At 65.0% G+C, this 20,916-nt stretch carries 21 protein-coding genes; 16 read left to right on the top strand and 5 right to left on the bottom strand.

Going from position 1 to position 20,916, the window contains the following annotated elements:
• Positions 1–41 precede the first annotated feature (41 nt).
• From RFN28_RS02140 to RFN28_RS02125, 4 genes are all read right to left on the bottom strand, one after another.
• Entirely contained in the window at positions 42–1,676 is a 1,635-nt protein-coding gene (locus RFN28_RS02140) for a copper resistance CopC/CopD family protein (RefSeq protein WP_320285726.1), read from the bottom strand.
• A gap of 88 nt (positions 1,677–1,764) precedes the next feature.
• Complete coding sequence (locus RFN28_RS02135) at positions 1,765–2,310, bottom strand: copper chaperone PCu(A)C (RefSeq protein ID WP_320285725.1); 546 nt, start codon at positions 2,308–2,310, stop codon at positions 1,765–1,767.
• A gap of 98 nt (positions 2,311–2,408) precedes the next feature.
• Positions 2,409–2,756: a hypothetical protein gene (locus RFN28_RS02130; protein WP_320285724.1), complete on the bottom strand. Its 348-nt coding sequence runs from the start codon at positions 2,754–2,756 to the stop codon at positions 2,409–2,411.
• Positions 2,757–2,885: 129 nt separating this feature from the next.
• A complete protein-coding gene (locus RFN28_RS02125; protein ID WP_320285723.1) occupies positions 2,886–3,788 on the bottom strand; it encodes a GntR family transcriptional regulator in 903 nt (300 codons plus the stop codon).
• Positions 3,789–4,039: 251 nt separating this feature from the next.
• Here RFN28_RS02125 and RFN28_RS02120 point away from each other — a divergent pair, with 251 nt between their 5' ends.
• The 6 genes from RFN28_RS02120 (at position 4,040) to RFN28_RS02095 (ending at position 11,566) form a co-directional block, all read left to right on the top strand.
• Positions 4,040–5,545, top strand: coding sequence for a UxaA family hydrolase (locus RFN28_RS02120; protein WP_320285722.1), 1,506 nt, complete (start codon positions 4,040–4,042; stop codon positions 5,543–5,545).
• 66 nt (positions 5,546–5,611) lie between these two features.
• Complete coding sequence (locus RFN28_RS02115; protein WP_320285721.1) at positions 5,612–6,610, top strand: aldo/keto reductase; 999 nt, start codon at positions 5,612–5,614, stop codon at positions 6,608–6,610.
• Between the two features lie 196 nt (positions 6,611–6,806).
• Positions 6,807–7,802 carry an ABC transporter substrate-binding protein gene (locus RFN28_RS02110; protein WP_320285720.1) on the top strand — a complete coding sequence of 332 codons (996 nt, stop codon included), beginning with the start codon at positions 6,807–6,809 and terminating at the stop codon, positions 7,800–7,802.
• 162 nt (positions 7,803–7,964) lie between these two features.
• A complete protein-coding gene (locus RFN28_RS02105) occupies positions 7,965–9,518 on the top strand; it encodes a sugar ABC transporter ATP-binding protein (RefSeq protein WP_320285719.1) in 1,554 nt (517 codons plus the stop codon).
• A complete protein-coding gene (locus RFN28_RS02100; RefSeq protein WP_320285718.1) occupies positions 9,515–10,480 on the top strand; it encodes an ABC transporter permease in 966 nt (321 codons plus the stop codon). The genes RFN28_RS02105 and RFN28_RS02100 overlap by 4 nt, the downstream gene beginning before the upstream one ends.
• A 69-nt stretch (positions 10,481–10,549) precedes the next feature.
• Positions 10,550–11,566, top strand: coding sequence for a zinc-binding alcohol dehydrogenase family protein (locus RFN28_RS02095; protein ID WP_320285717.1), 1,017 nt, complete (start codon positions 10,550–10,552; stop codon positions 11,564–11,566).
• 294 nt (positions 11,567–11,860) lie between these two features.
• On the opposite strand, the gene phnF is transcribed toward RFN28_RS02095, so the two are convergent.
• Positions 11,861–12,640 (bottom strand): phosphonate metabolism transcriptional regulator PhnF, encoded by a 780-nt coding sequence (gene phnF, locus RFN28_RS02090; RefSeq protein ID WP_320285716.1) that lies wholly within the window; start codon positions 12,638–12,640, stop codon positions 11,861–11,863.
• Between the two features lie 91 nt (positions 12,641–12,731).
• Between phnF and phnG the strand changes: the two genes are divergently transcribed.
• The 10 genes from phnG (at position 12,732) to phnD (ending at position 20,877) form a co-directional block, all read left to right on the top strand.
• Positions 12,732–13,193 (top strand): phosphonate C-P lyase system protein PhnG, encoded by a 462-nt coding sequence (phnG, locus tag RFN28_RS02085; protein ID WP_320285715.1) that lies wholly within the window; start codon positions 12,732–12,734, stop codon positions 13,191–13,193.
• Complete coding sequence (gene phnH, locus RFN28_RS02080; RefSeq protein ID WP_320285714.1) at positions 13,193–13,804, top strand: phosphonate C-P lyase system protein PhnH; 612 nt, start codon at positions 13,193–13,195, stop codon at positions 13,802–13,804. Before phnG ends, phnH begins: the two co-directional genes overlap by 1 nt.
• A gap of 1 nt (position 13,805) precedes the next feature.
• Complete coding sequence (locus tag RFN28_RS02075) at positions 13,806–14,918, top strand: carbon-phosphorus lyase complex subunit (RefSeq protein WP_320285713.1); 1,113 nt, start codon at positions 13,806–13,808, stop codon at positions 14,916–14,918.
• Positions 14,915–15,826 (top strand): alpha-D-ribose 1-methylphosphonate 5-phosphate C-P-lyase PhnJ, encoded by a 912-nt coding sequence (locus RFN28_RS02070; protein WP_320285712.1) that lies wholly within the window; start codon positions 14,915–14,917, stop codon positions 15,824–15,826. Before RFN28_RS02075 ends, RFN28_RS02070 begins: the two co-directional genes overlap by 4 nt.
• Positions 15,823–16,599: a phosphonate C-P lyase system protein PhnK gene (gene phnK / locus RFN28_RS02065; RefSeq protein ID WP_320285711.1), complete on the top strand. Its 777-nt coding sequence runs from the start codon at positions 15,823–15,825 to the stop codon at positions 16,597–16,599. Before RFN28_RS02070 ends, phnK begins: the two co-directional genes overlap by 4 nt.
• Positions 16,600–16,601: 2 nt before the next feature.
• Positions 16,602–17,309, top strand: coding sequence for a phosphonate C-P lyase system protein PhnL (gene phnL, locus RFN28_RS02060; protein WP_320285710.1), 708 nt, complete (start codon positions 16,602–16,604; stop codon positions 17,307–17,309).
• Positions 17,306–17,920, top strand: a complete 615-nt coding sequence (locus RFN28_RS02055) for a DapH/DapD/GlmU-related protein (protein WP_320285709.1) — start codon at positions 17,306–17,308, stop codon at positions 17,918–17,920. Before phnL ends, RFN28_RS02055 begins: the two co-directional genes overlap by 4 nt.
• Positions 17,921–18,085: 165 nt before the next feature.
• On the top strand, positions 18,086–18,796 hold the full coding sequence (locus RFN28_RS02050) for a DUF1868 domain-containing protein (RefSeq protein ID WP_320285708.1): 711 nt from the start codon (positions 18,086–18,088) through the stop codon (positions 18,794–18,796).
• 172 nt (positions 18,797–18,968) lie between these two features.
• On the top strand, positions 18,969–19,826 hold the full coding sequence (gene phnC, locus RFN28_RS02045; RefSeq protein ID WP_320285707.1) for a phosphonate ABC transporter ATP-binding protein: 858 nt from the start codon (positions 18,969–18,971) through the stop codon (positions 19,824–19,826).
• Positions 19,827–19,968: 142 nt separating this feature from the next.
• Entirely contained in the window at positions 19,969–20,877 is a 909-nt protein-coding gene (gene phnD, locus RFN28_RS02040) for a phosphonate ABC transporter substrate-binding protein (RefSeq protein WP_320285706.1), read from the top strand.
• The last annotated feature ends 39 nt before the right edge of the window (positions 20,878–20,916 follow it).

The raw sequence follows: 20,916 nt of genomic DNA, 5'->3' as shown, positions 1-20,916 counted from the left end.
CGCGACGGCGTCAACCGCCTCGCCAAATTGTGTCGGTCGACCTAGTCAGACCGGATATCGATCGGCGCCTCTATCTTCACCATCTCGAAATCCGAAACGAGGATATCGAGCCTGGCCTTCCAGCGGCCGGGCAGCGGGATGTCGAGATTGTCCACCCGCCAGGTGCCGTCGCCGGGCTTGGTCGCGGGCCGCTTGATCGGCTCGATGCCGGAATCGGGCTTCGACAGCACCAGCGTCACTTGCTTGGCGTCCAGAGGGCCGAAATCGCCGGTCATAATGACCATGGAAGCGGCGACCTGCCCCGCATGGCCGGGTGTGATGCTGAGATCGGCCATCGCCTGCAGCGTATGGATATGGACCGAGACCGGCTGCGCGGCAGCGATCGCCAGCGCGCGCGGCGGTGGCGTGAAGCGCCAGCCGGCGGCGACGCCGAAGATAGCGAGCACGATCAGCGTCTCGATGCCGATCGAACGCACCAGCCGCCGCTGCACTTCGGTGTCGCCAGCCTCCGCCGGCGCGGTCAGCGTCCAGCGATTCACCGAGGCGAGGGTGAATAGGAACAAAAGCAGGGCCAGCTTCAGCAATAGCAGGCGGCCATAGGCGGTGTCGATCAGCGCAGCCGGCTCCCGTACCTGAATGACCGCCAGCACGACGCCGCTTGCGGCGAGCACTGCGACGATGGGCAGTATCGTGCGCGAAAAGCGCCGCAGAAAAGCTTTCGCCTCCGCTGGCCTGTGCCGCAACGCAAGGCCGAGCGGCGCCAACGCGCCGGTCCAGAAGGCTATGGCCGTACCGTGCAGGAAGACCAGCGGCCGCGTCAGCCATTGCGGCGCGGCAGTACTTGCATGGCCGCTGGCGGCAAGCGCCGCGCCGACGCCGAAAAGCCCGGCGAGCGCAAGCAGCTTGCGGGAAGTGCGCGGTCCAACGAGCGACAGCAAGGCAAGCCCGAGCGCGATCATGGCGGCAAGCACCGTCCAGTTGAAGCTGGTCGTGATCGCGGTCTTCCAGACGATCGGAGCCGCAAACCGCGCAAGCGGCGCACCGAGCGCGTCCAGCCCCTGAAAGCCAAGCGAAAACGGGGCGGCGACCAGGCCGCAGAGCAGACCGCCGATGACGAAACGCCGGCCGCAGCGACAGTCTCCGGCCAGCCAGGCAAGCGCGAAGGCGCCGCCGGCGCCGAGAAAGAGGCCGGCATAGAGAAGGAGCTTGCCGATCCAGATCGCCGTGCGCAGCGACAAATCGACGGCTTCGCCCGCCACTGGCGCGGCGCTTGGCGCGCCGACGGAAAACAGCGCCGAACCGCCGACCGGATGGCCGTCCTGCGAGATCACCCGCCAGTTCAGCACATGCGTGCCCGATTTGAGCGTCTCGGGATTGTCGATCTCGACGGTCTGGTCATTGGAGCGGAACGAGGTCAGCGAGAGCTGCGTGCCGTCCGGCCGCACCATCGTGAGAACCAGCGGCTCGACGGGCTCGCTGAAGGTCAGCGAAAATCGCGCCGGGCTCTGCGCCAGCACGGCGCCATCGGCCGGATCGGCCGCCACCAGCGCCGCATGCGCAAAGGCGCGGCATGGCAACACCAGCAGCGCCACCAGCACGAAGGCGACGAGTAGGCCGCTGGCGACACGCCTGGTGTGAATACCGCTCAGGCGGACCGGGTAAGATGCTGCGCTCATGCCATCTTCGCGAGAAGTGATGGCGCGCCCCATGGAGCGTGCCATCGAGAGGTCATTGCTTCGGCAGCGGTTTGAGGCCGGCACCAGGTCACTCGGTGTGATCTTCCATGCCGCCCATTTCGCCCATGCCTTCGACAGCGAACTCGATCGTTACGCTACCGGCTTTCTCGAAGGTCAAGGTTGCCGGGAATTTCTCGCCCTGCTTGGGCTGCATCTTGAGGCCGACAAACATCACGTGATGGCCGCCCGGCTTCAGCTCGATCTTGCCGCCCGCGGGAATTTCCAGCCCGCCGGTGACCGGCCGCATCGTCATGACGCCGTCCTTAACGCCCATTTCATGCACCCCGGCCGTGTCCGAAATGTCGGAGGAAATCGACAGCAGCCGGTCGGGCGAGCTGCCCTTGTTGGTCACGGTGAAAAAGCCGCCGGCCACCTTGGCGCCGGGCGGCGTCGCGCGCGACCAGGGGTGGCCGATCTCCAGATCGCCCACCTTGAATTCGTGCGCCAGGGCGCCGGGGACGCAGGCGAACAGGAGAAGGAGGGCGAGCGCCACGAGGCCGGGGCTCTGTTCGAAGCCACGCGAAAACAAGCCGCGCCGAGCATGCGCACGCGCTGCGGGAAGAAAACTGGACATGGTTGCTCCATGGATATGAGGTCGCGCCGTCATCCGGTCGCGAGCAGGCTGAATTTGGATGAATGCACCCCGCGAAAGGTTACCGCAGGGTCTTGTCGTCAGACCATTGCCGGCGGCGCGCGCGGATTGGCCGGAGAGCGGTCGCGGGCGAAATCGAGATGGCGGAAGGTTGGAGGCGGGAAGGCGACCGCTGCGGACGCCAGGGTCCTTGTAAGCGCGCCGGTTTCCGGCGGCGGCAGATGCGCCGGCGAAACCATGCTGCAGCCCACCAAGCAGCAGGTCGGCAGGTGCCCTTGGTTTGTATCGCCGCCAGGAAGCTTGACCGCTCCTTCATGGGTGCAGATGACGTTGCCGAAGGCGTCGAGCTGCGAAGGGCCGCCGAACGCCAAGGCGCCGAGCGTCGACTGGAGCAATAGCAGCCATGCCGCGACGAACGCGGCCGGCATGCTCCATCGTCTCAGCCGGATATCCAACAGACTGCCTCTTGCCAGCAACTTTGCCGACCCTAGCACGCGGCCTGCGGCCGGAAAATCGGCAAAACCGGGCTGCGGCAACGCAGCGCGATGCGGCAAATTTCAAGCGGGCTGCGCCTGCCGTCCTTCCGGAATGGAGCTGAGCAGCGTCTGCCGCGCCGACTTCAGGTGCTTGCGGCAAGCCGTATCCACCTTGCCGGGATCGCGCGATTTCAGCGCCGCGATATAGGCAAGATGCTCCTGGACCGCGACCTCGTTGCGCTGGCGCTCCTCAGCCTTGTTCCACTGGTAGTGATAATGGAAGATCATCGCGATCACGTCATAGAAGTCGACGATGAAGCGGTTGTGCGAGGCGCGGTGGATGAGCCGGTGGAAGCGCTCGTCGAGCTCCGAGAATTCGTTGAAGCGCGTCGCGATCTCGCCGGCGAGCTGGCGATGTTCGACCTCCAGCCGGTCCAGATCGGCCCAGACCGCGCTATCCTCCGGCAGCGCGGCGAAGGCGGCCGCCGAGCGCAGCTCGAACATCTCGCGGATCTCGGTCAGCTCCAGCGCGAAGGCGCGGGTGAAACCCTTCAGCACCCAGTGGCTGTTGCGCCGCTTCTCGATCAGGCCGAAGCGCGAGAAGCGGATCAGGAATTCGCGCACGCTGGTGGTGCCGACGCCGATCTCGCGCGCCAGCTCGAGCTCGTTGATCTGCATGCCGGCCTCGGCGCCCTCGGCAAGCAGCCGGCGCATGAAGGACCGCTCGATGATCTCGGCGAGCGAGTCTGTCTCCTCCTCGGGGAAGAAATCTTGCGGCCGCGGCGGTCTCAGCACCGTCTTGTCGCGCTTGTTCCAGGCGATCAGCCCGGTCTCTTCCATGCGCGCCAGGATGCTGCGCACCGTGGTGCGGCTGACGCCGAGCAGGGTGCCGAGTTCCGGCTCCGAGGGCAGGCTCCTGGTTTCGTCGAGCAGCCGCAGGCAGCGGTTGAAGGCGTCCTTGTAGACGTTGTTGCTCTTCGACATGCCCCGTATCCCCAACGCTTGCGGCAGCCAGCCGGAAGCGCGATATGATCGGTGTTCCTAGCGCAAGCCTCCGAAAAGCGGAACGCCTTTCGCCGGCTTGCTGGCGGGCAATCGCGCGCTGCCAAGCGACGCTCCGCCCGGAGCGAAAAAACAATTGACGTAAAAATGTTTTTTCACGATAAAAGACATTATCTTCAAACGGGCGTATGTCAATCCGCCCGCACTCCCAGGATCACCCAGGACAGCCGCCCGTGAACGCTGCAAACACCATCCTTCTCTCCCCCGCCGACAATGTCGCGGTTGCCAATGGCCGCATCGAAATCGGCGCGGCGCTGCCTGGCGGCGCGGTTGCGGTGGCGGCGATCGACCCCGGGCACAAGGTGGCAATCAAGCCGATCGCGGCCGGCGAAGCGGTGGTGAAATATGCGCAGGCGATCGGCCGCGCCACTCAAGACATCGCACCCGGCGAGCATGTCCACTCGCACAATCTGGTGTTCGAGAGCGGCCGCTTGCCGGTGGTGCCGCCGAGCGAGGCCGAGCACGCCACCGAGGCCGACCGCAAGCGCACATTCATGGGCTATCGCCGCGCTGACGGCCGCGCCGGCACGCGCAACTTCATCGGCATCATCGCCAGCGTCAATTGCTCGTCCACCGTCTGCCATGCGATCGCCGACGAGGCCAACCGCACGCTTTTGCCGAAATATCCCGGCATCGACGGCTTCGTGCCGATCGTGCACGGCCAGGGCTGCGGCATGAGCGCCACCGGCGACGGCATGATGGTGCTGCACCGCACGCTCGCCGGCTATGCGCGCCATCCGAATTTCGGCGGCGTGCTGATGGTCGGGCTGGGCTGCGAGGTCAACCAGCTCACGCTTTACGGCCAGAAGGGTGTTGCCGCCGGCAAGCGGCATTTCAACATCCAGGAAGCCGGCGGCTCGCGCAAATCGGTCGAACGGGCAATGGGCGTGCTGGCCGAGATCGCCGAGGAAGTCGGCCACCTCAAGCGCGAGCCGATCCCGGTCAGCGAGATCGTGGTCGGCCTGCAATGCGGCGGCTCCGACGGCATGTCCGGCATCACCGCCAATCCTGCGCTGGGAGCGGCGGTCGATATTCTCGCCGGCTGCGGCGGCATCGGCATCCTGTCGGAGACGACCGAGATCTATGGTGCCGAGCATCTGCTTGCCTATCGCGCAGCCTCGCCGGAGATCGCCGCCAAGCTCGACAGCTACGTCAAGTGGTGGGAGGACCATACCGCCAAGCATGGCGCGTCGATCGACAACAATCCTTCGCCCGGCAACAAGCGCGGCGGCCTGACCACAATCCTCGAGAAGTCGCTGGGCGCGGTCGCCAAGGGCGGCCAGACACCGCTCAACGGTGTCTTCGGCTATGCCGAGAAGGTCGGCGGGCACGGCCTGGTGTTCATGGACACGCCCGGTTACGACCCGGTCTCGGCCACCGGCCAGGTCGCCGGCGGCGCCAATGTCATCGTCTTCACCACCGGCCGCGGCTCCTGCTTCGGCTGCCGGCCGACGCCGTCGATCAAGGTCGCCACCAACTCGACCATGTACCATCAGATGGAAGAGGACATGGACGTCAATTGCGGCGTCATCGCTTCCGGTGAGAAGACCATTGCCGGCATGGGCCGCGAGATCTTCGAGCTGATCATCGAGACGGCGTCCGGCCGCAAGACCAAGAGCGAGGCCTTCGGCTACGGCGACAACGAGTTCGTGCCCTGGCACCTCGGAGCGACGCTCTAAATACCGTGCTCTAAATACCGTCAAAATAACGAAAACGGCCGGTCGAACGGCGAAGGGGAGGCTTTGATGAACAAACGCCGGATCGGCACGACCGCGCTCGAAGTGACCGAGATCAGCTTCGGCGGCGCGGCCATTGGCGGACTCTATCGCGCCTGCCCTCGCGACGCCGCGATGGCGACGCTCGATACGGCCTGGAATGCCGGGCTGCGTTATTTCGACACCGCGCCGTTCTATGGCTTCGGCCTGTCCGAGCGCCGCACCGGCGACTTCCTGCGCGACAAGCCGCGCTCGTCCTATGTGCTCTCGACCAAGGTCGGCCGCCTGTTCCGGCCCGTGCCGGCGGACCAGGTTCCCGACCACTCCTATGTCGATCCGCTGCCCTTCGCGCTCGACTACGACTATTCCTATGACGGCATCATGCGCTCGGTCGATTTCTCCTACGCGCGGCTCGGCCTCAACAGGATCGACATCCTCTTCGTCCACGATATCGGCATCTACACGCATGGAGTCGAGAAGACGAAGCTGCACTTCCGCCAACTGATGGACGGCGGGCTGAAGGCGCTGGAGGAGCTGAAGTCGTCCGGCACGATCTCCGCCTACGGGCTCGGCGTCAACGAGGTCCAGATCTGCCTCGACGTGCTCCGCCGCGCGCCGCTCGACTGCATCCTGCTAGCCAGCCGCTATTCGCTGCTCGACCGCAGCGCCGAGGCCGAATTGCTGCCGCTCTGCCGCGAGCGGAAGACCTCGCTAATCGTCGGCGGCGTCTTCAATTCCGGTATCCTGGCGACAGGCCCGGTCGAGGGCGCGCATTTCGACTATCTGCCCGCCACCAAGGATATTCTCGACCGCGTCGGCGAGATGCAGAAGATTGCCGCCGAACGCGGCTATCCGCTGGCCGCCGCCGCGTTCCAGTTCCCTTTGCATGAGCCGGTCGTCGCCTCGGTGCTGACCGGCACGGCCAAGCCCGCCAACCTGACGCGCAACCTCGAGCTGCTCGACATCAAGGTGCCGGCGGCCGAATTCGCCAGATACGATCCTTACACGATCGTCCAGCAGCTTGGCTGAGACGCGGAGAAACCGACAGAGCGACTAGTCACCACACAGCATCACGCAAACGGCACCAAACACCCGCTTGCATCAGCCTGACCGATGCACTATCAAAACAAGGCAAATGTTTTTTATTGATAAAGTTCTGTTTGGCCCTCGCCTATCCAGATAGAGCTTTCCGAACCTTCACCAGGCGACTTTAGGGAGGAACCTAATGAAATTTGTGACCAGCCTTCTCAACCGCCGCGCCTTCGTGGCTCTGGCCGCCGCCTCGATGCTCGCCGGCGCGATGCATTCCGCACCCGCCTCGGCGGCCGACGTGACCATCCCGATCATCGTCAAGGACACCACCTCCTTCTACTGGCAGATCGTGCTGGCCGGCGCCCGCAAGGCCGGCAAGGACCTCGGCATCAACGTGCCGGAGCTCGGCGCCCAGGCCGAGACTGACGTCAACGGCCAGATCTCGATCCTCGAAAACGCCGTCGCCGGCAATCCGGCAGCGGTGGTGATCGCTCCGACCGAGGCCAAGGCGCTCGGCAAGCCGATCGACGAGGCGGCGACCAAGGTCAAGGTCATCGGCATCGACTCCAGCGCCGAATCCAAGGCCTTCACCTCCTTCCTGACCACCGACAACGTCCAGGGCGGCCGCGTCGCGGCTGACGGTCTCGCCGCAGCGATCGCCGCCGCCAATGGCGGCAAGGTCGAAGGCAAGGTCGCGCTGATCACCGCGCTCCCCGGCGCCGGCTCGCTCGAGCAGCGCGCGCAAGGGTTCAAGGAACAGCTCAAGGCCAAATATCCCGGCCTCGAGCTCGTCGCCGACAAATATGCCGACGGCCAGGCCACGACCGGCCTCAACATCGCGACCGACCTGATCACCGCCAACCCCGACCTCAAGGGCATCTTCGCCTCAAACCTGATCATGGCGCAGGGCGTCGGCCAGGCGATCGCCGAGAATAACCTTGCCGGCAAGGTTGGGCTGATCGGCTTCGACAGCGACGAGAAGCTGATCAAGTTCTTGAACGACGGCGTCATCTCAGGCCTCGTCGTCCAGGATCCGTACCGGATGGGTTACGACGGCATCAAGACCGCGCTCGCCGCATCGAAGGGCGAGAAGGTCGAGGCCAATGTCGACACCGGTGCCAATCTGGTCACCAAGGCCAATATGAAAGAGCCGAAGATCGACGCGCTTCTCAACCCGAAGCTCAAGTAAGCGCCGCCATGAGTGTCGTTTCCGGGGCCATGGCGCCCCGGAAACATACGCAGCGAGCGACTTGGCAATTCGCTGGCTTGCTTTAGGCTTCATCTTCAAGATGCGCGCTCAAGACGCATCGCGGCGTACCCCAACGGTTGAGAACAATCTGGGAGGATTGTCATGACATCGACGGCGCAGGAACTGCATCCGCCTCCCACGCTGGAACCGGGCAGGACTATCCTCGAGCTGAAAGGTCTCGAAAAACGCTATCCCGGCACGCATGCGCTGAAGCCGGTGGACCTTGCCTTCAAGTCGGGCGAGATCCACGCCATCGTCGGCGAGAACGGCGCCGGCAAGTCGACGCTGATCAAGCTGCTTACCGGCGTCATGCCGCGCACCTCCGGCGAGGTCATCTGGGAGGGTAAGCCTGAAGCGCTCGCGACCCCGCATGAGGCGATGGCGCTCGGAATCAACGCCGTCCACCAGGAGGTCGTGCTCTGCCGCCACCTCACCGTCGCAGCCAACATGTTCCTCGGCGAGGAGAATTCCCGCTTCGGCCTTCTGCAGCAGCGCGCCATGGTCAGGGAGGCGCAGAGGATCATCGACGGCTTGGGCTTCGACCTGCCGGCCCATGTCATGCTTGGCGACCTCACCATCGGCCAGCAGCAGCTGATCGCCGCCGCCCGCGCCACGGTGCGCGGCACGAAATTCCTGATCTTCGACGAGCCGACCGCCTACCTCACCCGCAAGGAGGCCGACCAGCTGTTCACGCTGATCCGCCGGCTGAAGGGTGAAGGCGTCACCATCATCTATATCAGCCATCGCATGGAGGAGGTGTTCGAGCTTGCCGACCGCGTCTCGGTGCTGCGCGACGGCACCCTCGTTGGCACCCGCAATATCGCCGAGACCAGCGAGCCCGAACTGGTCAGGCTGATGATCAACCGCTCGATCGAGCAGATCTACCACAAGGAGCATTTCACGCCGGGCGCGACGATCGTCGAGACGAAGAACCTCTCCGGCAAAGGTTTTGAGAACGTCTCGATGACCGTCCGCGCCGGCGAGATCGTCGGCCTCTATGGGCTGATCGGCGCCGGACGCAGCGAGTTCGTCACCACGCTCTATGGCCGCCACAGGAAGTCTGCCGGCCAGATCCTGTGGCAAGGCAAGGAGGTGCACATCAACTCCGAGCATGACGCGATAAGACTCGGCATGGCGCTGGCGCCGGAAAGCCGCCGCGACCAGGGCCTGTGCCTCAACCTGCCGGTCGGTATGAACCTCAACCTGCCGATCTACAAGCGCATCTCGAACAATCTTCTGATCTCCGGCTCGCGCGAGAAGGCCGAGGCCGAGCGCCAGATCGCGGATCTCCGCATCAAGACGCCGACACGCCATGCACTCGCCTCCAGCCTGTCGGGCGGCAACCAGCAGAAGATCGTCATCGGCAAGTGGCTGGCGCATGGCGCCAAGCTGTTCATTTTCGACGAGCCGACGGTCGGCGTCGATGTCGGCACCAAGGCCGAGATATACCGCCTGTTCTCGACGCTATTGTCCAAGGGCGCCGGCATCATCCTGATCTCATCCTATCTGCCTGAGGTCTATGAGCTCGCCGACACGCTGCATGTGTTCCGGCGCGGCAAGCTGGTCGCCACGCATGGCTTCCACACCGCCAGCCACGAGGACATTTTGGGCCAGGCGCTGGCCGAGAAACAAGAAAAGACGGGAGGACAAAAATGAGCACCGAGGCGATCCCTGCCGAAAAACCCAAGCGCAATTTCAATGCCCTGTTCGGGCTGACGCTGCTTGGCCTTCTGCTCTTGATGTGGGTCGTGCTGGCGCTCGCCACGCCGTCCTTCGCCACGGCGCTCAACATCACCAACCTCTTGCGCCAGGGCTCGCTGATCGCCATCCTCGCCGTCGGCCAGACCTTCGTCATCATCACCGGCGGTATCGATCTTTCGGTCGGCGCGGTGGTCGGCTTTACCACGGTCGTTGTCGCTCTTCTGATCAATGCCGGCTGGCCGATCTGGGCGGCGGTGCTGATCACGCTGCTGGTCGGCATTGCCATCGGCCTGTTCCACGGCTTCGGCATCGTCAAGATGGGCCTGCCGCCCTTCATCATCACGCTAGCCACCATGACCTCGCTGCGCGGCATCGGCTTGCTGATGACCAACGGCAACTCGATCTCAATCAACAGCGATCCGTTCCAGGCCTTCTCGCGCGGCTCGCTGCTCGGCATCCCCTATCTGTTCTGGATGGTGATCCTGGTCGCCATACCGTCCTACGTCTTCCTGCATCACACGCGCTGGGGGCGATACTTGTTCTCGGTCGGCTCCAATGCGGAAGCCGCGCGCCTGTCGGGCGTGAACGTGCCGCGCACCATCTTCATGGCCTATATACTGTCCGGTCTGCTGGCGGCCTTCGTCGGCGTGCTGCTCGCCTCGCGCATCGGCATCGGCAACCCGACCCAGGGCGACACCTATGAACTGCAGGCCATCGCCTCGTCGGTCATCGGCGGCACCTCGCTGTTCGGCGCAATCGGCTCCGTGCATGGACCGCTGATCGGCTCCTTCATCCTTTCGACGATCAACAACGGCGCCAACCTGCTCAACGTCAATACCTTCTGGCAGCGTGTCATCACCGGCATGCTGATCATCGTCATCGTCTACTTCGACGGCCTGCGCCGTCGCGGCAAATAACCGTCTCGGAAATGACGCGCCGGCCCACCAAGCGATGGGCCGGCGCTGTCGCAAATACTGGATCAGCGCATGAAAGCCGTCGTCTGCCGCTCGCCCGGCGATCTTGTCCTCGAAGACCGCGCCGCTCCCGGCGTGCCGCCTCCCGGCTGGGCGCGGGTCGCCGTCAGCCATGTCGGCATCTGCGGCACCGACTACCACATCTTCGAAGGCAAGCATCCCTTCCTCGCCTATCCGCGCATCATGGGGCACGAGGTGTCGGGCACGGTCGCCGAGAAGGGTGAAGGCGTTGGCCTCACGATCGGCGAGGCGGTGATCATCAATCCTTATCTCGCCTGCGGCAAATGCATCGCCTGCCGGCACGGCAAGCCGAACTGCTGCGTGAGCATCGAGGTGTTGGGCGTCCATCGCGACGGCGCCATGTGCGACGAAATCCTGGTGCCGGCGCAGAATCTCTACCCGGCAAATGGTCTGTCGCTGGCCGATGCTGCGGCGGTCGAATTCCTGGCGATCGGCGCGCACGCCGTGCGGCGCTCACTTACCTCACCCGGCCAGCGCACGCTGGTCATCGGCGCCGGCCCGATCGGCCTCGGCACGGCGCTGTTTGCGCGCATTGGTGGGCTCGACGTCAGCCTGCTCGACATGAGCACAGAGCGGCTCGGTTTTGCCGAAGGCGAGCTGGGCTTCGCCGCGCTCGACGGCTCGAAGGCGCCGGCGGCCGACCTGGTGCGACAGGCGACGGGCGGCGAAGGCTTCGACCTGGTGTTCGACGCCACCGGCAACACGCAGTCGGTGCAGTCCGCCTTCGCCCATGTCGCGCATGGCGGCACTCTGGTTTTGGTCAGCGTCGTCAAGGACGACATCACCTTCTCCGACCCTGAGTTCCACAAGCGCGAGATGACGCTGGTCGGCAGCCGCAACGCGTTGCGCGCCGATTTCGACCATGTCGCCGCCTCGATCCGCAACGGCGCTGTGCCGCTCGCCAAGCTCGTCACCCACCGCACGACGCTCGCAGCCACGCCGCGCGATCTCGCGCGATGGGCGCATGAGAAGTCGGGGCTGATCAAGGCCGTCATCGAGGTCGGGTAAGATATCGGTCCGACACGAGCAGTGCGGGATTTGGCAGAGCGCATGCCTTTGCGATTAGCCGAAACCTTTGTCGCCTCGTCATCCACGGGCGGAGCAAGGAGCGTAGCGACGCAGCGCAGACCCGAGGATCCATTCCGTGACTTCGACGCGTTGCAACGATCCAGAATTCTGCTCCGCTGCGCTCTACAATCAAGGTTACGGCATGGATCCTCGGGTCTGCGCTCCGCTTCGCGTCGCTCCGCCCATGGATGACGACCTCTTTGGTCACCGCCCAAGGATTGATGACGTTGAAGGTTAATCGTTCGCCAAGAGCCTGAGCTCCACCCGCTCCGCCGGGAACCGCGACTCCGCGAACTGGATCGGCTGGCCGTCAAGTGTGACGTTGACGGCGACCGTCACCAGCACGATGGCGCCCGGCTGCAGATCGAGGTCGGCAAGATCGGTGGCATCGGCGTGACGTGCCGAGAGCACAGTCGAATGCCTCAGATAATCGTTGATGCCGAAGCGCTTGAGCGAGGCGGTGATCGATCCCGTCTCCGCCATCGCGGCCTCGATGCCGGCGAAGCGTTTTGCATCGAACCAGGTTGTCGCGCGTGACACCGGATGCCCGTCGGCCTCGCCGCGCGTCTCCAGGCGGATCACCGCTGACGCCTTTGTGATGCCGAGCGCCTCGGCAATGCGCCTGTTGGCCGGCTCTGTCGATGACGACAGCAGCGCAATATGGCGCTCCGTTGTTTGCCCTTGCAGCCCGGTCGAGAAGCGCGTGCGGGCGCCGATCGGATAGGACAGGCGCTTGCGCGACAGGACGAAGGTGCCGCGCCCCTGCTCGGCCTTGAGCACGCCTTCCTGCACCAGCGCTGCGATGGCGCCGCGCACCGTGTGACGATTGACGCCGTAGCGCTCGGCCAGTGCGACCTCGGGCGGCAGCGCTGCGTTCTCGGCGAAATCGCCGCTCGCGATCCCCTCCAGGATCCTGTCGGCGATCTGCCGCCACAGCGACACGCCGCTGCGCCTCTCGATACTGCTCGCCAGCCCGATCAATTTTTGCCCCCGATCATTCTTCCCCTTTGTCATCCACCCGTCATGGACTCACGCTACGTGACGACTATAATTTGTATAGTTGTCTATATCAATAGACAAATATTCCGATGCGAGGAGTGAGGCGATGCGAGGACAGGAAGCGCGCGAGCAGACCGAGCGGAGGGCGGTGATGACGACGCTGGCGCACGCAGCGGCTGAGGACATCTCGCGCCTATGGGACGGCTCCGGCCTGCCCACCGAGGCCGAAATGCTGCGCGGCCCGGAAACCGGGTTGGTGACCGTGCGCGGCCGGATCGGCGGCGGCGGCGCGCCGTTCAATGTCGGCGAGGCGACCGTCACCCGCGCGACGGTGCGGCTGCCCTCCGGACAGGTCGGCCATTCCTATGCGCTCGGCCGCGACAAGGGCAAAGCAAAGCTCGCGGCAATCGCCGACGCGCTCTGGCAGGACCCTGCCCAGCGCGAGGCGGTCGAAACCAGACTCATAGCGCCCCTGCGCGCGGCGCTCGAAGCGGCGCGCGAGAAGCGGCGCGTCGAGACGGCGGCCACGAAAGTGGATTTCTTCACCATGGTGCGCGGAGAGGACTGATGGATATCGCCACGCAATCGATCGAAGGCGGTTTCGCCGATCCGGTCTTCAACGCGCAAGCCGTGTTCCGGGCCGTCATGGACGCGATGGCCCGCCCCGGCAGTGTCCAGGCCCTGCCGCCGCTCGCCCACCCGCCGGCCCCGCTGTCGGCGACCGCCGGCGCGGTGGTGCTTTCGCTTTGCGACAACGACACGCCGATCTGGCTCGACCCGCGGCTGCAAGCGGAGCCCGCGGTCAAGGCCTGGCTCGGCTTCCACACCGGCGCGCCTTTGGCCAACACGCCGGCCGATGCGCATTTCGCGATTGTAGCCAACCCGGCGGAGATGGCGGCGCTCGACGGTTTTTCGCAGGGCACGCAGGAATATCCCGACCGCTCGACGACGCTGATCCTTTTGGTCGACGGTCTCGCCTCCGGTCCCTCGCTCCTGCTCGAAGGCCCGGGCATCGAGAAGACGGCGATGATCGCGCCGACAGGCATGCCGCGCCATTTCGTCGAGCAGTGGAAGCAGAACAACCAGCGCTTCCCGCGCGGCGTCGACATCATCCTGGCGGCGCCAGGCCACCTCGCCTGCCTGCCGCGCACCACCCGCATCAAGACGATGGAGGCGTGACATGTATGTCGCGGTGAAAGGCGGCGAAGCCGCAATTGCCAACGCCCATCGCCTGCTTGCCGACCGCCGGCGCGGCGACCGCTCGGTGCCGGCGCTGCGTCTCGACCAGATCGTCGAGCAGCTGGCGCTCGGCGTCGACCGGGTGATGAGCGAAGGCTCGCTCTACGACCGCGAGTTGGCGGCACTTGCCGTCGCCCAGGCGCGCGGCGACTTGATCGAGGCGATCTTCCTGGTGCGCGCCTATCGCACCACGCTGCCGCGCTTCGGTTACACCAACCCGGTCGACACTGGCGCGATGCAAGTGGAACGACGCGTGTCGGCCACCTACAAGGACCTGCCCGGCGGCCAGGTGCTCGGCCCGACCTTCGACTACACCCACCGCCTGCTCGACCCCGAGCTTGCCGCCGGCGCCGATGTCGCGGCGCCCGCGCAGCGTCCGGTCGAAGCCGAGGCCATGCCGCGCGTCTCCTCGATCCTCGCCCATGAAGGGCTGATCGAAGCCGACGGCGATATGCCGCTTGATCATATCCCCGGCGACATCACGCGCGAGCCGCTGCAGTTCCCGATGGCGCGCGACATACGCTTGCAGGCGCTGTCGCGCGGCGATGAGGGTTTTCTGCTTGCGCTCGGCTATTCGACGCAGCGCGGCTATGCCCGCAACCATCCCTTCGTCGGCGAGATCCGCATCGGTGAGGTCGAGCTCGAGCTCGACGTGCCGGAGCTGCCCTTCGCCGTGCCGCTTGGCTCCATCCGCATCACCGAGTGCCAGATGGTCAATCAGTTCAAGGGCTCGGCCAAGGCGCCGCCGCAATTCACCCGCGGCTACGGGCTGGTCTTCGGCCAGAGCGAACGCAAGGCGATGGCGATGGCGCTCTGCGACCGGGCGCTGCGCGCCACCGAGCTTGGCGAGGATGTCGTCGCGGCCGCGCAGGACGAGGAGTTCGTCATCTCGCATTCCGACAATGTGCAGGCGACCGGCTTCGTCGAGCATCTGAAGCTGCCGCACTATGTCGACTTTCAGGCCGAGCTCGACCTGGTTCGCCGCATGCGCGCCGAATACGAGGCGCGGGAAAACGAGGGCAAGGTAGAAGAGAAGAGGGAGGCCGCGGAATGACTGCCCAACCGACAGAGATCGCCACCTACAACTTCGCCTATCTCGACGAGCAGACCAAGCGGATGATCCGCCGCGCCATCCTGAAGGGCATCGCCATTCCCGGCTACCAGGTGCCCTTCGCCTCGCGCGAGATGCCGATGCCTTACGGCTGGGGCACCGGCGGCGTGCAGGTCACAGCCTCGATCATCGGTCCGGACGACGTGCTCAAGGTCATCGACCAGGGCGCCGACGACACCACCAACGCCGTCTCGATCCGAGCTTTCTTCAAGAAGGTCGCCAAGGTCGCCGTCACCACCGAGACGGCGAAGGCGACCATCATTCAGACCCGCCACCGCATCCCGGAGCATCCGCTCAACGCGGGACAGGTACTGGTCTTCCAGGTGCCGATCCCCGAGCCGCTGCGCTTCCTCGAGCCGCGCGAGACCGAAACACGAAAAATGCATGCGCTGGAGGAATACGGCCTCATGCATGTGAAGCTCTACGAGGACATCGCCAGGCACGGCCGCATCGCCACCACTTACGCCTATCCGGTCAAGGTCGAGGGCCGCTATGTGATGGATCCCTCGCCGACGCCGAAATTCGACAATCCCAAGATGCACCGCTCGCCGGCCCTGCAGCTCTTCGGCGCCGGCCGCGAGAAGCGCATCTACGCGGTGCCGCCTTTCACCGAAGTCGTCAGCCTCGATTTCGAGGACCACCCCTTCGAGGTGCAGACCTTCGACCAGCCCTGCGCGCTCTGCGGCGCCGAGAATGTCTATCTCGACGAGGTCATCCTCGACGACCACGGCGGCCACATGTTCGTCTGCTCGGACACCGACCATTGCGAGAAGCGCCGCGCCGATGGCCATCGCGGCCATCTTGCGCCTGAAACCCATCTTGCCCTGGAAAAAACGGAGCCGGCGCAATGACCGACGAACCGCTGCTGCGCGTCTCGGCGCTTTCCAAATTCTACGGCTCGCGCGTCGGCTGCGAGAACATCTCCTTCGACCTCTGGCCGGGCGAGGTTCTGGCGGTGGTCGGCGAGTCCGGCTCGGGCAAGACGACGCTGCTCAACTGCCTGTCGACGCGGCTGCTGCCCTCTTCCGGCACGGCGAGCTACCGCATGCGCGACGGCCAGTGGCGCGAGCTCTATCGCATGAGCGAGGCCGAGCGCCGCTTCCTGATGCGCACCGACTGGGGCTTTGTCCATCAGAACCCGGCCGACGGCCTGCGCATGACCGTGTCGGCCGGCGCCAATGTCGGCGAGAGGCTGATGGCGGTCGGCGATCGCCACTACGGCAAGATCCGCGCCACCGCCGTCGATTGGCTGTCGCGCGTCGAGATCGACGAGGATCGCATCGACGATGAGCCGCGCGCCTTTTCCGGCGGCATGCGCCAGCGCTTGCAGATCGCCCGCAATCTGGTGACCGGGCCGCGGCTGGTGTTCATGGACGAGCCGACCGGCGGCCTCGACGTCTCGGTGCAGGCGCGCCTGCTCGATCTGTTGCGCGGGCTCGTCACCGATCTCGGCCTCGCCGCGATCGTCGTCACCCACGACCTCGCCGTGGCGCGGCTGCTCTCGCAGCGCATGATGGTGATGAAGGACGGCCGCGTCGTCGAAAGCGGCCTCACCGACCGTGTGCTCGACGACCCGCGCGCGCCATACACGCAGTTGTTGGTTTCCTCGATTTTGCAGGTGTGAATATGGCCACTCCGCTCGTTGTTTCCGATGTCGCGAAAAGCTTCACCATGCATCTGCGCGACGGCGTCACGCTGCCGGTGGTGGCTGGCGTCTCCTTCTCGATCCGCGCCGGCGAATGCGCCGTGCTCGGCGGCCCGTCCGGCGCGGGAAAAAGCTCGATCCTGAAAATGCTCTACGGCAACTATGCCGTCGACGAAGGCCAGATCATCGTTCAGCACGAGGGTGGCCTGATCGATCTCGCCTCCGCCAGCCCGCGCACCGTGCTTGCCATACGCCGCCATACCATCGGCTATGTCAGCCAGTTCCTGCGCACGGTGCCGCGCGTCTCGGCGCTCGACGTCGTCGCCGAGCCGCTGGTCGAACGCGGCGAGGACAGAGGAGCCGCGCGCGACAAGGCGCGCGCGCTTCTTGCGCAGCTCAACCTGCCGGAAAAACTCTGGGCGCTGCCGCCGGCGACCTTCTCCGGCGGCGAGCAGCAGCGCGTCAACATCGCGCGCGGCTTCATCACCGAGCATCCGATCCTTTTGCTTGACGAGCCGACCGCTTCCCTCGACGCCAAAAACCGCGATGTCGTGGTCGAGCTCGTCGCCGCCAAGAAAGCGGCTGGCGTCGCCTTGCTCGGCATCTTCCATGACCAGGATGTGCGCGATGTGGTGGCCGACCGCGTCATTGACGTCACCGCCTTCGCCGCCGGAAAGACCGCCGCATGAGAAAGCTTTCGGAGGCGCCGCTGGTGCACGAGACGGCTGAGGTCGAGAACTCGACGCTCGGCCGCTGGACCGAGATCGCCGAACGCAGCCGCGTCTCGGAAAGCGAGCTCGGCGACTATTCCTACATGATGCAGGACTGCGCCGTTTGGTGCGCGACCATCGGCAAGTTCTCCAACATCGCGGCAAGCGTGCGCATCAACGCCACCAACCACCCGACTTGGCGGCCGACGCTGCACCACTTCACCTACCGCGCTTCCGACTATTGGGACGACGCCGAACATGAGAGCGAGTTCTTCGCTCAGCGTCGCGCCAAGCGCGTCACCATCGGCCACGACACCTGGCTCGGCCACGGCTCGACCATCCTGCCCGGCGTGACCGTCGGCGACGGCGCGGCGGTCGGCGCCGGGGCCGTGGTGTCGAAGGACGTCGCGCCCTACACGATCGTCGCCGGCGTGCCGGCAAAACCGATCCGCGTGCGCTTCGCCCGCCGCACCGCCGAGCGCTACCAGGCGCTTGCCTGGTGGGATTGGGACCATGCTCGGCTGCGCGCCGCGCTCGACGATTTCAGGGAGCTGTCGGCGGAAGCGTTTCTGGAGAAGTATGGTGGCTGAGCGCGGTGAATGGTGAATGGTCAATAGTGAATGGCCGGCAACAAGGTCTGGGCTAGGGAAGCCTTCTTCACCATTCACCATTCACCATTCACCATTCACCATTCACCATTCACATCCTTGACACACGACTCGGACAGGAGGCGATTTCCCCCCACGGAGATCGCCATGCTCGACAAGGTAAGACCCTCGCTCGCCTTCTTCTTCGAAGGCACCAATCCGATGCCGCCGGTGCACCTCGGCACACGCTACGACAGATCGGGCAATTTTCTTCTCGAGCCGGGCAACACGGTCGTCAGCCACCTCGTTCAGGGCTCGCCATCAGAAGCCGCAGTCATCGAGGTGCGCGAGCGCATGCGCGCCATGCCCGACGCCGATCGCCTTGCCTTCACGCCGATCTCCAGCCTGCATATGACCGTGTTCCAGGGCATCATCGAATACCGGCGCCGCCTTCCCTATTGGCCAGCCGATGTGCCACTCGATACCGGCATCGACGACATGACCCGCCTCTATCTGCGGCGGCTGCAAGACTTTGAACCTTGCCCTCCGTTTCGCATCAAGGCCATCGGCGTCACGCCGAACGGCCTCACCGTTGCCGGTGCGTCCCCGGAGGACGAGCATATCCTGCGCACATGGCGCGACGCGCTCTCCGTGCCGTTCGGCTACCGCCATCCCGATCACGACGCATATGTCTTCCACATCACTTTCGCCTATCAGATCCGCCGGCTCGCCGATGACCGTGTGGCCGCCTGGCAGGACCTGCTCGACAACTGCCTGTCGTTCCTCGAGCGTGAGGCTCCGGTGATCGAATTGCGCCCGCCGGCCTTCTGCAGCTTCAAGGACATGAAGCATTTCGAGGAATTGCTTGTCTTTGGCTGACGCTATGCATGTCGCCCAAAAGTGCGCAGCGGTTTTGGGACAACGATATGCATAAACAAGGATGGCCTGTGGGACGTAACAAAACTGACATCAATCCGACACCCCAGCTTCATGGGGCTGCGCTAGCGAAGGTTAACGGACCTTCAAAACCGCGACGGACTGGAGTCTTGCCATGTCAGCATCATCGGCCACGCTGGAAATCCGCGGCGTAACCCGACGATTTGGCAAGAACACCGCCGTCAGCGACATCAACATCTCGATCCCGCAAGGCCAGATGGTCGGCATCATCGGCCGCTCCGGCGCCGGCAAGTCGACGTTGCTGCGCATGATCAATCGTCTGATCGATCCCAGCCAGGGATCGATTTTTTTTGACGGCGCGGAGGTGTCGCGCCTGCAGGGGTCGCCGCTGCGCCGCTGGCAGCGCGACTGCGCCATGATCTTCCAGCAGTTCAACCTGGTGCCGCGCCTTGACGTCCTGACCAACGTGCTGCTCGGCCGTCTGAACCACCGCTCAACGCTCTCCAACCTGCTTGGCATGTTTTCGCGCACCGAGTGCGCCGAGGCGGTGGCCGCGCTCGAGCGCCTCGACATCGCCCGCACCGCGCTGCAGCCGGCCGGCACACTTTCCGGCGGCCAGCAGCAGCGTGTGGCGATCGCGCGCGCCATGATGCAGCAGCCGAAGGTGCTTCTGGCCGATGAACCGATCGCATCGCTCGACCCGCTCAACGCCAAGGTGGTGATGGACTCACTGCGCGACATCAATCTGCGCGAAGGCATCACCGTGGTCACCAACCTGCATACGCTGGACACCGCCCGCGCCTATTGCAACCGCATCATCGGCATGGCCGCCGGCAAGGTCGTCTTCGACGGCGCGCCGGAGGACCTCGACCGCGAGGCCGTGCGCACGGTCTATGGCGCGGATGCCAACGGCGTCGAGATCTCCGAGGCCATCACGTCGACCAGCGTCACCGTCAAGCCGAAGATCACCGCATCCGCCGGACCGCTCGAACCGGCCTTCCCTGGCTACTGAGTCCGCCGCCCGGGCTGAAGCTGGTCCGGGCAAATCGTGAATTTCAGCAAAAGAGCAACCCGGATCGCCCGCCCGCGTCAAAGGCTGAACTCAAAAATTCGAACGCCACCGGCGCGAAGCCGGAGCAACAGGAGAGAGATCAATGTTCAGGAAAATGGTTTTTTGCGCCGTATCGATGCTGGCCATGGCGGCAAGTGCCGCCCACGCTGCCGACATCAAGGAGTTCCGCGTCGGCATCCTCGGCGGCGAGAACGAGACCGACCGCCTGCGCAACTACCAGTGCCTCGCCGACCACCTCAAGGCCGAATTCGGCTTCGAGAAGGTGTCGCTGTTTCCGGCCGCCGACTATGACGGCGTCATCCAGGGCCTGCTCGGCGGCACGCTCGACTTCGCCGAGCTCGGCGCGTCCGGCTACGCCAGCGTCTATCTGAAGGACCCGAAGGCCGTCACTCCGATCCTCACCACCAAGCAGACCGACGGCTCGACCGGCTACTATTCGATCGGCCTGGCGCTGAAGACTTCCGGCATCACCGACATCAAGTCGGCCAAGGGCAAGAAGCTCGGCTATGCCGACCCGGATTCGACCTCGGGCTATCTGATCCCGCTGACCCAGATTCCGAAGGACACCGGCGCTTCCAACGAGACCTACTTCGCCTCGACCCAGTTCAACGGCGGCCACGAGAACAACGTCCTTGCCGTCCGCGACGGCAAGGTTGACGTGGCGGTGGACGATTCCTCCGGCATCGGCGACTTCAAGAACGGCTACACCTCCGGCACTTTCCACAAGGAAGTCGCCAAGGGCGCCGTCGACCCGAACGACTTCGTCGAAGTCTGGCGCTCGGGCCTGATCCCCAACGGCCCGCTGGTCGTCCGCACCGCGCTTGGTGCCGACATGACTGCCAAGCTCACCGACTTCTTCACCGCCCTGCCGGGCAAGGACAAGGCCTGCTTCGAAGGCGTCGAGGGCGGCGATTTCACCGGCTATGTCCCGGTGAAGTCGGACTTCTACAACGTCATCATCGAAGCCCGCAAAGCCGCGATCGGCGGCTGACGGCATCAGCAAAAAAGGGCGGCGTTTTAAAACGCCGCC

It is taken from the genome of Mesorhizobium album, from assembly GCF_033977205.1.
Lineage (GTDB): Bacteria > Pseudomonadota > Alphaproteobacteria > Rhizobiales > Rhizobiaceae > Mesorhizobium > Mesorhizobium album.
This window is presented reverse-complemented; position numbering and strand designations above follow the sequence as displayed.

Excerpts from the sequence above, each read along its gene's own strand:
- RFN28_RS02140 (WP_320285726.1), bottom strand. The coding sequence starts at position 1,676 with ATGAGCGCAGCATCTTACCCGGTCCGCCTGAGCGGTATTCACACCAGG.
- RFN28_RS02135 (WP_320285725.1), bottom strand. The coding sequence starts at position 2,310 with ATGTCCAGTTTTCTTCCCGCAGCGCGTGCGCATGCTCGGCGCGGCTTG.
- RFN28_RS02130 (WP_320285724.1), bottom strand. The coding sequence starts at position 2,756 with ATGCCGGCCGCGTTCGTCGCGGCATGGCTGCTATTGCTCCAGTCGACG.
- RFN28_RS02125 (WP_320285723.1), bottom strand. The coding sequence starts at position 3,788 with ATGTCGAAGAGCAACAACGTCTACAAGGACGCCTTCAACCGCTGCCTG.
- RFN28_RS02115 (WP_320285721.1), top strand. The coding sequence starts at position 5,612 with ATGAACAAACGCCGGATCGGCACGACCGCGCTCGAAGTGACCGAGATC.
- RFN28_RS02110 (WP_320285720.1), top strand. The coding sequence starts at position 6,807 with ATGAAATTTGTGACCAGCCTTCTCAACCGCCGCGCCTTCGTGGCTCTG.
- RFN28_RS02105 (WP_320285719.1), top strand. The coding sequence starts at position 7,965 with ATGACATCGACGGCGCAGGAACTGCATCCGCCTCCCACGCTGGAACCG.
- RFN28_RS02100 (WP_320285718.1), top strand. The coding sequence starts at position 9,515 with ATGAGCACCGAGGCGATCCCTGCCGAAAAACCCAAGCGCAATTTCAAT.
- RFN28_RS02095 (WP_320285717.1), top strand. The coding sequence starts at position 10,550 with ATGAAAGCCGTCGTCTGCCGCTCGCCCGGCGATCTTGTCCTCGAAGAC.
- phnF (WP_320285716.1), bottom strand. The coding sequence starts at position 12,640 with ATGACAAAGGGGAAGAATGATCGGGGGCAAAAATTGATCGGGCTGGCG.
- phnG (WP_320285715.1), top strand. The coding sequence starts at position 12,732 with ATGCGAGGACAGGAAGCGCGCGAGCAGACCGAGCGGAGGGCGGTGATG.
- phnH (WP_320285714.1), top strand. The coding sequence starts at position 13,193 with ATGGATATCGCCACGCAATCGATCGAAGGCGGTTTCGCCGATCCGGTC.
- RFN28_RS02075 (WP_320285713.1), top strand. The coding sequence starts at position 13,806 with ATGTATGTCGCGGTGAAAGGCGGCGAAGCCGCAATTGCCAACGCCCAT.
- RFN28_RS02070 (WP_320285712.1), top strand. The coding sequence starts at position 14,915 with ATGACTGCCCAACCGACAGAGATCGCCACCTACAACTTCGCCTATCTC.
- phnK (WP_320285711.1), top strand. The coding sequence starts at position 15,823 with ATGACCGACGAACCGCTGCTGCGCGTCTCGGCGCTTTCCAAATTCTAC.
- phnL (WP_320285710.1), top strand. The coding sequence starts at position 16,602 with ATGGCCACTCCGCTCGTTGTTTCCGATGTCGCGAAAAGCTTCACCATG.
- RFN28_RS02055 (WP_320285709.1), top strand. The coding sequence starts at position 17,306 with ATGAGAAAGCTTTCGGAGGCGCCGCTGGTGCACGAGACGGCTGAGGTC.
- RFN28_RS02050 (WP_320285708.1), top strand. The coding sequence starts at position 18,086 with ATGCTCGACAAGGTAAGACCCTCGCTCGCCTTCTTCTTCGAAGGCACC.
- phnC (WP_320285707.1), top strand. The coding sequence starts at position 18,969 with ATGTCAGCATCATCGGCCACGCTGGAAATCCGCGGCGTAACCCGACGA.
- phnD (WP_320285706.1), top strand. The coding sequence starts at position 19,969 with ATGTTCAGGAAAATGGTTTTTTGCGCCGTATCGATGCTGGCCATGGCG.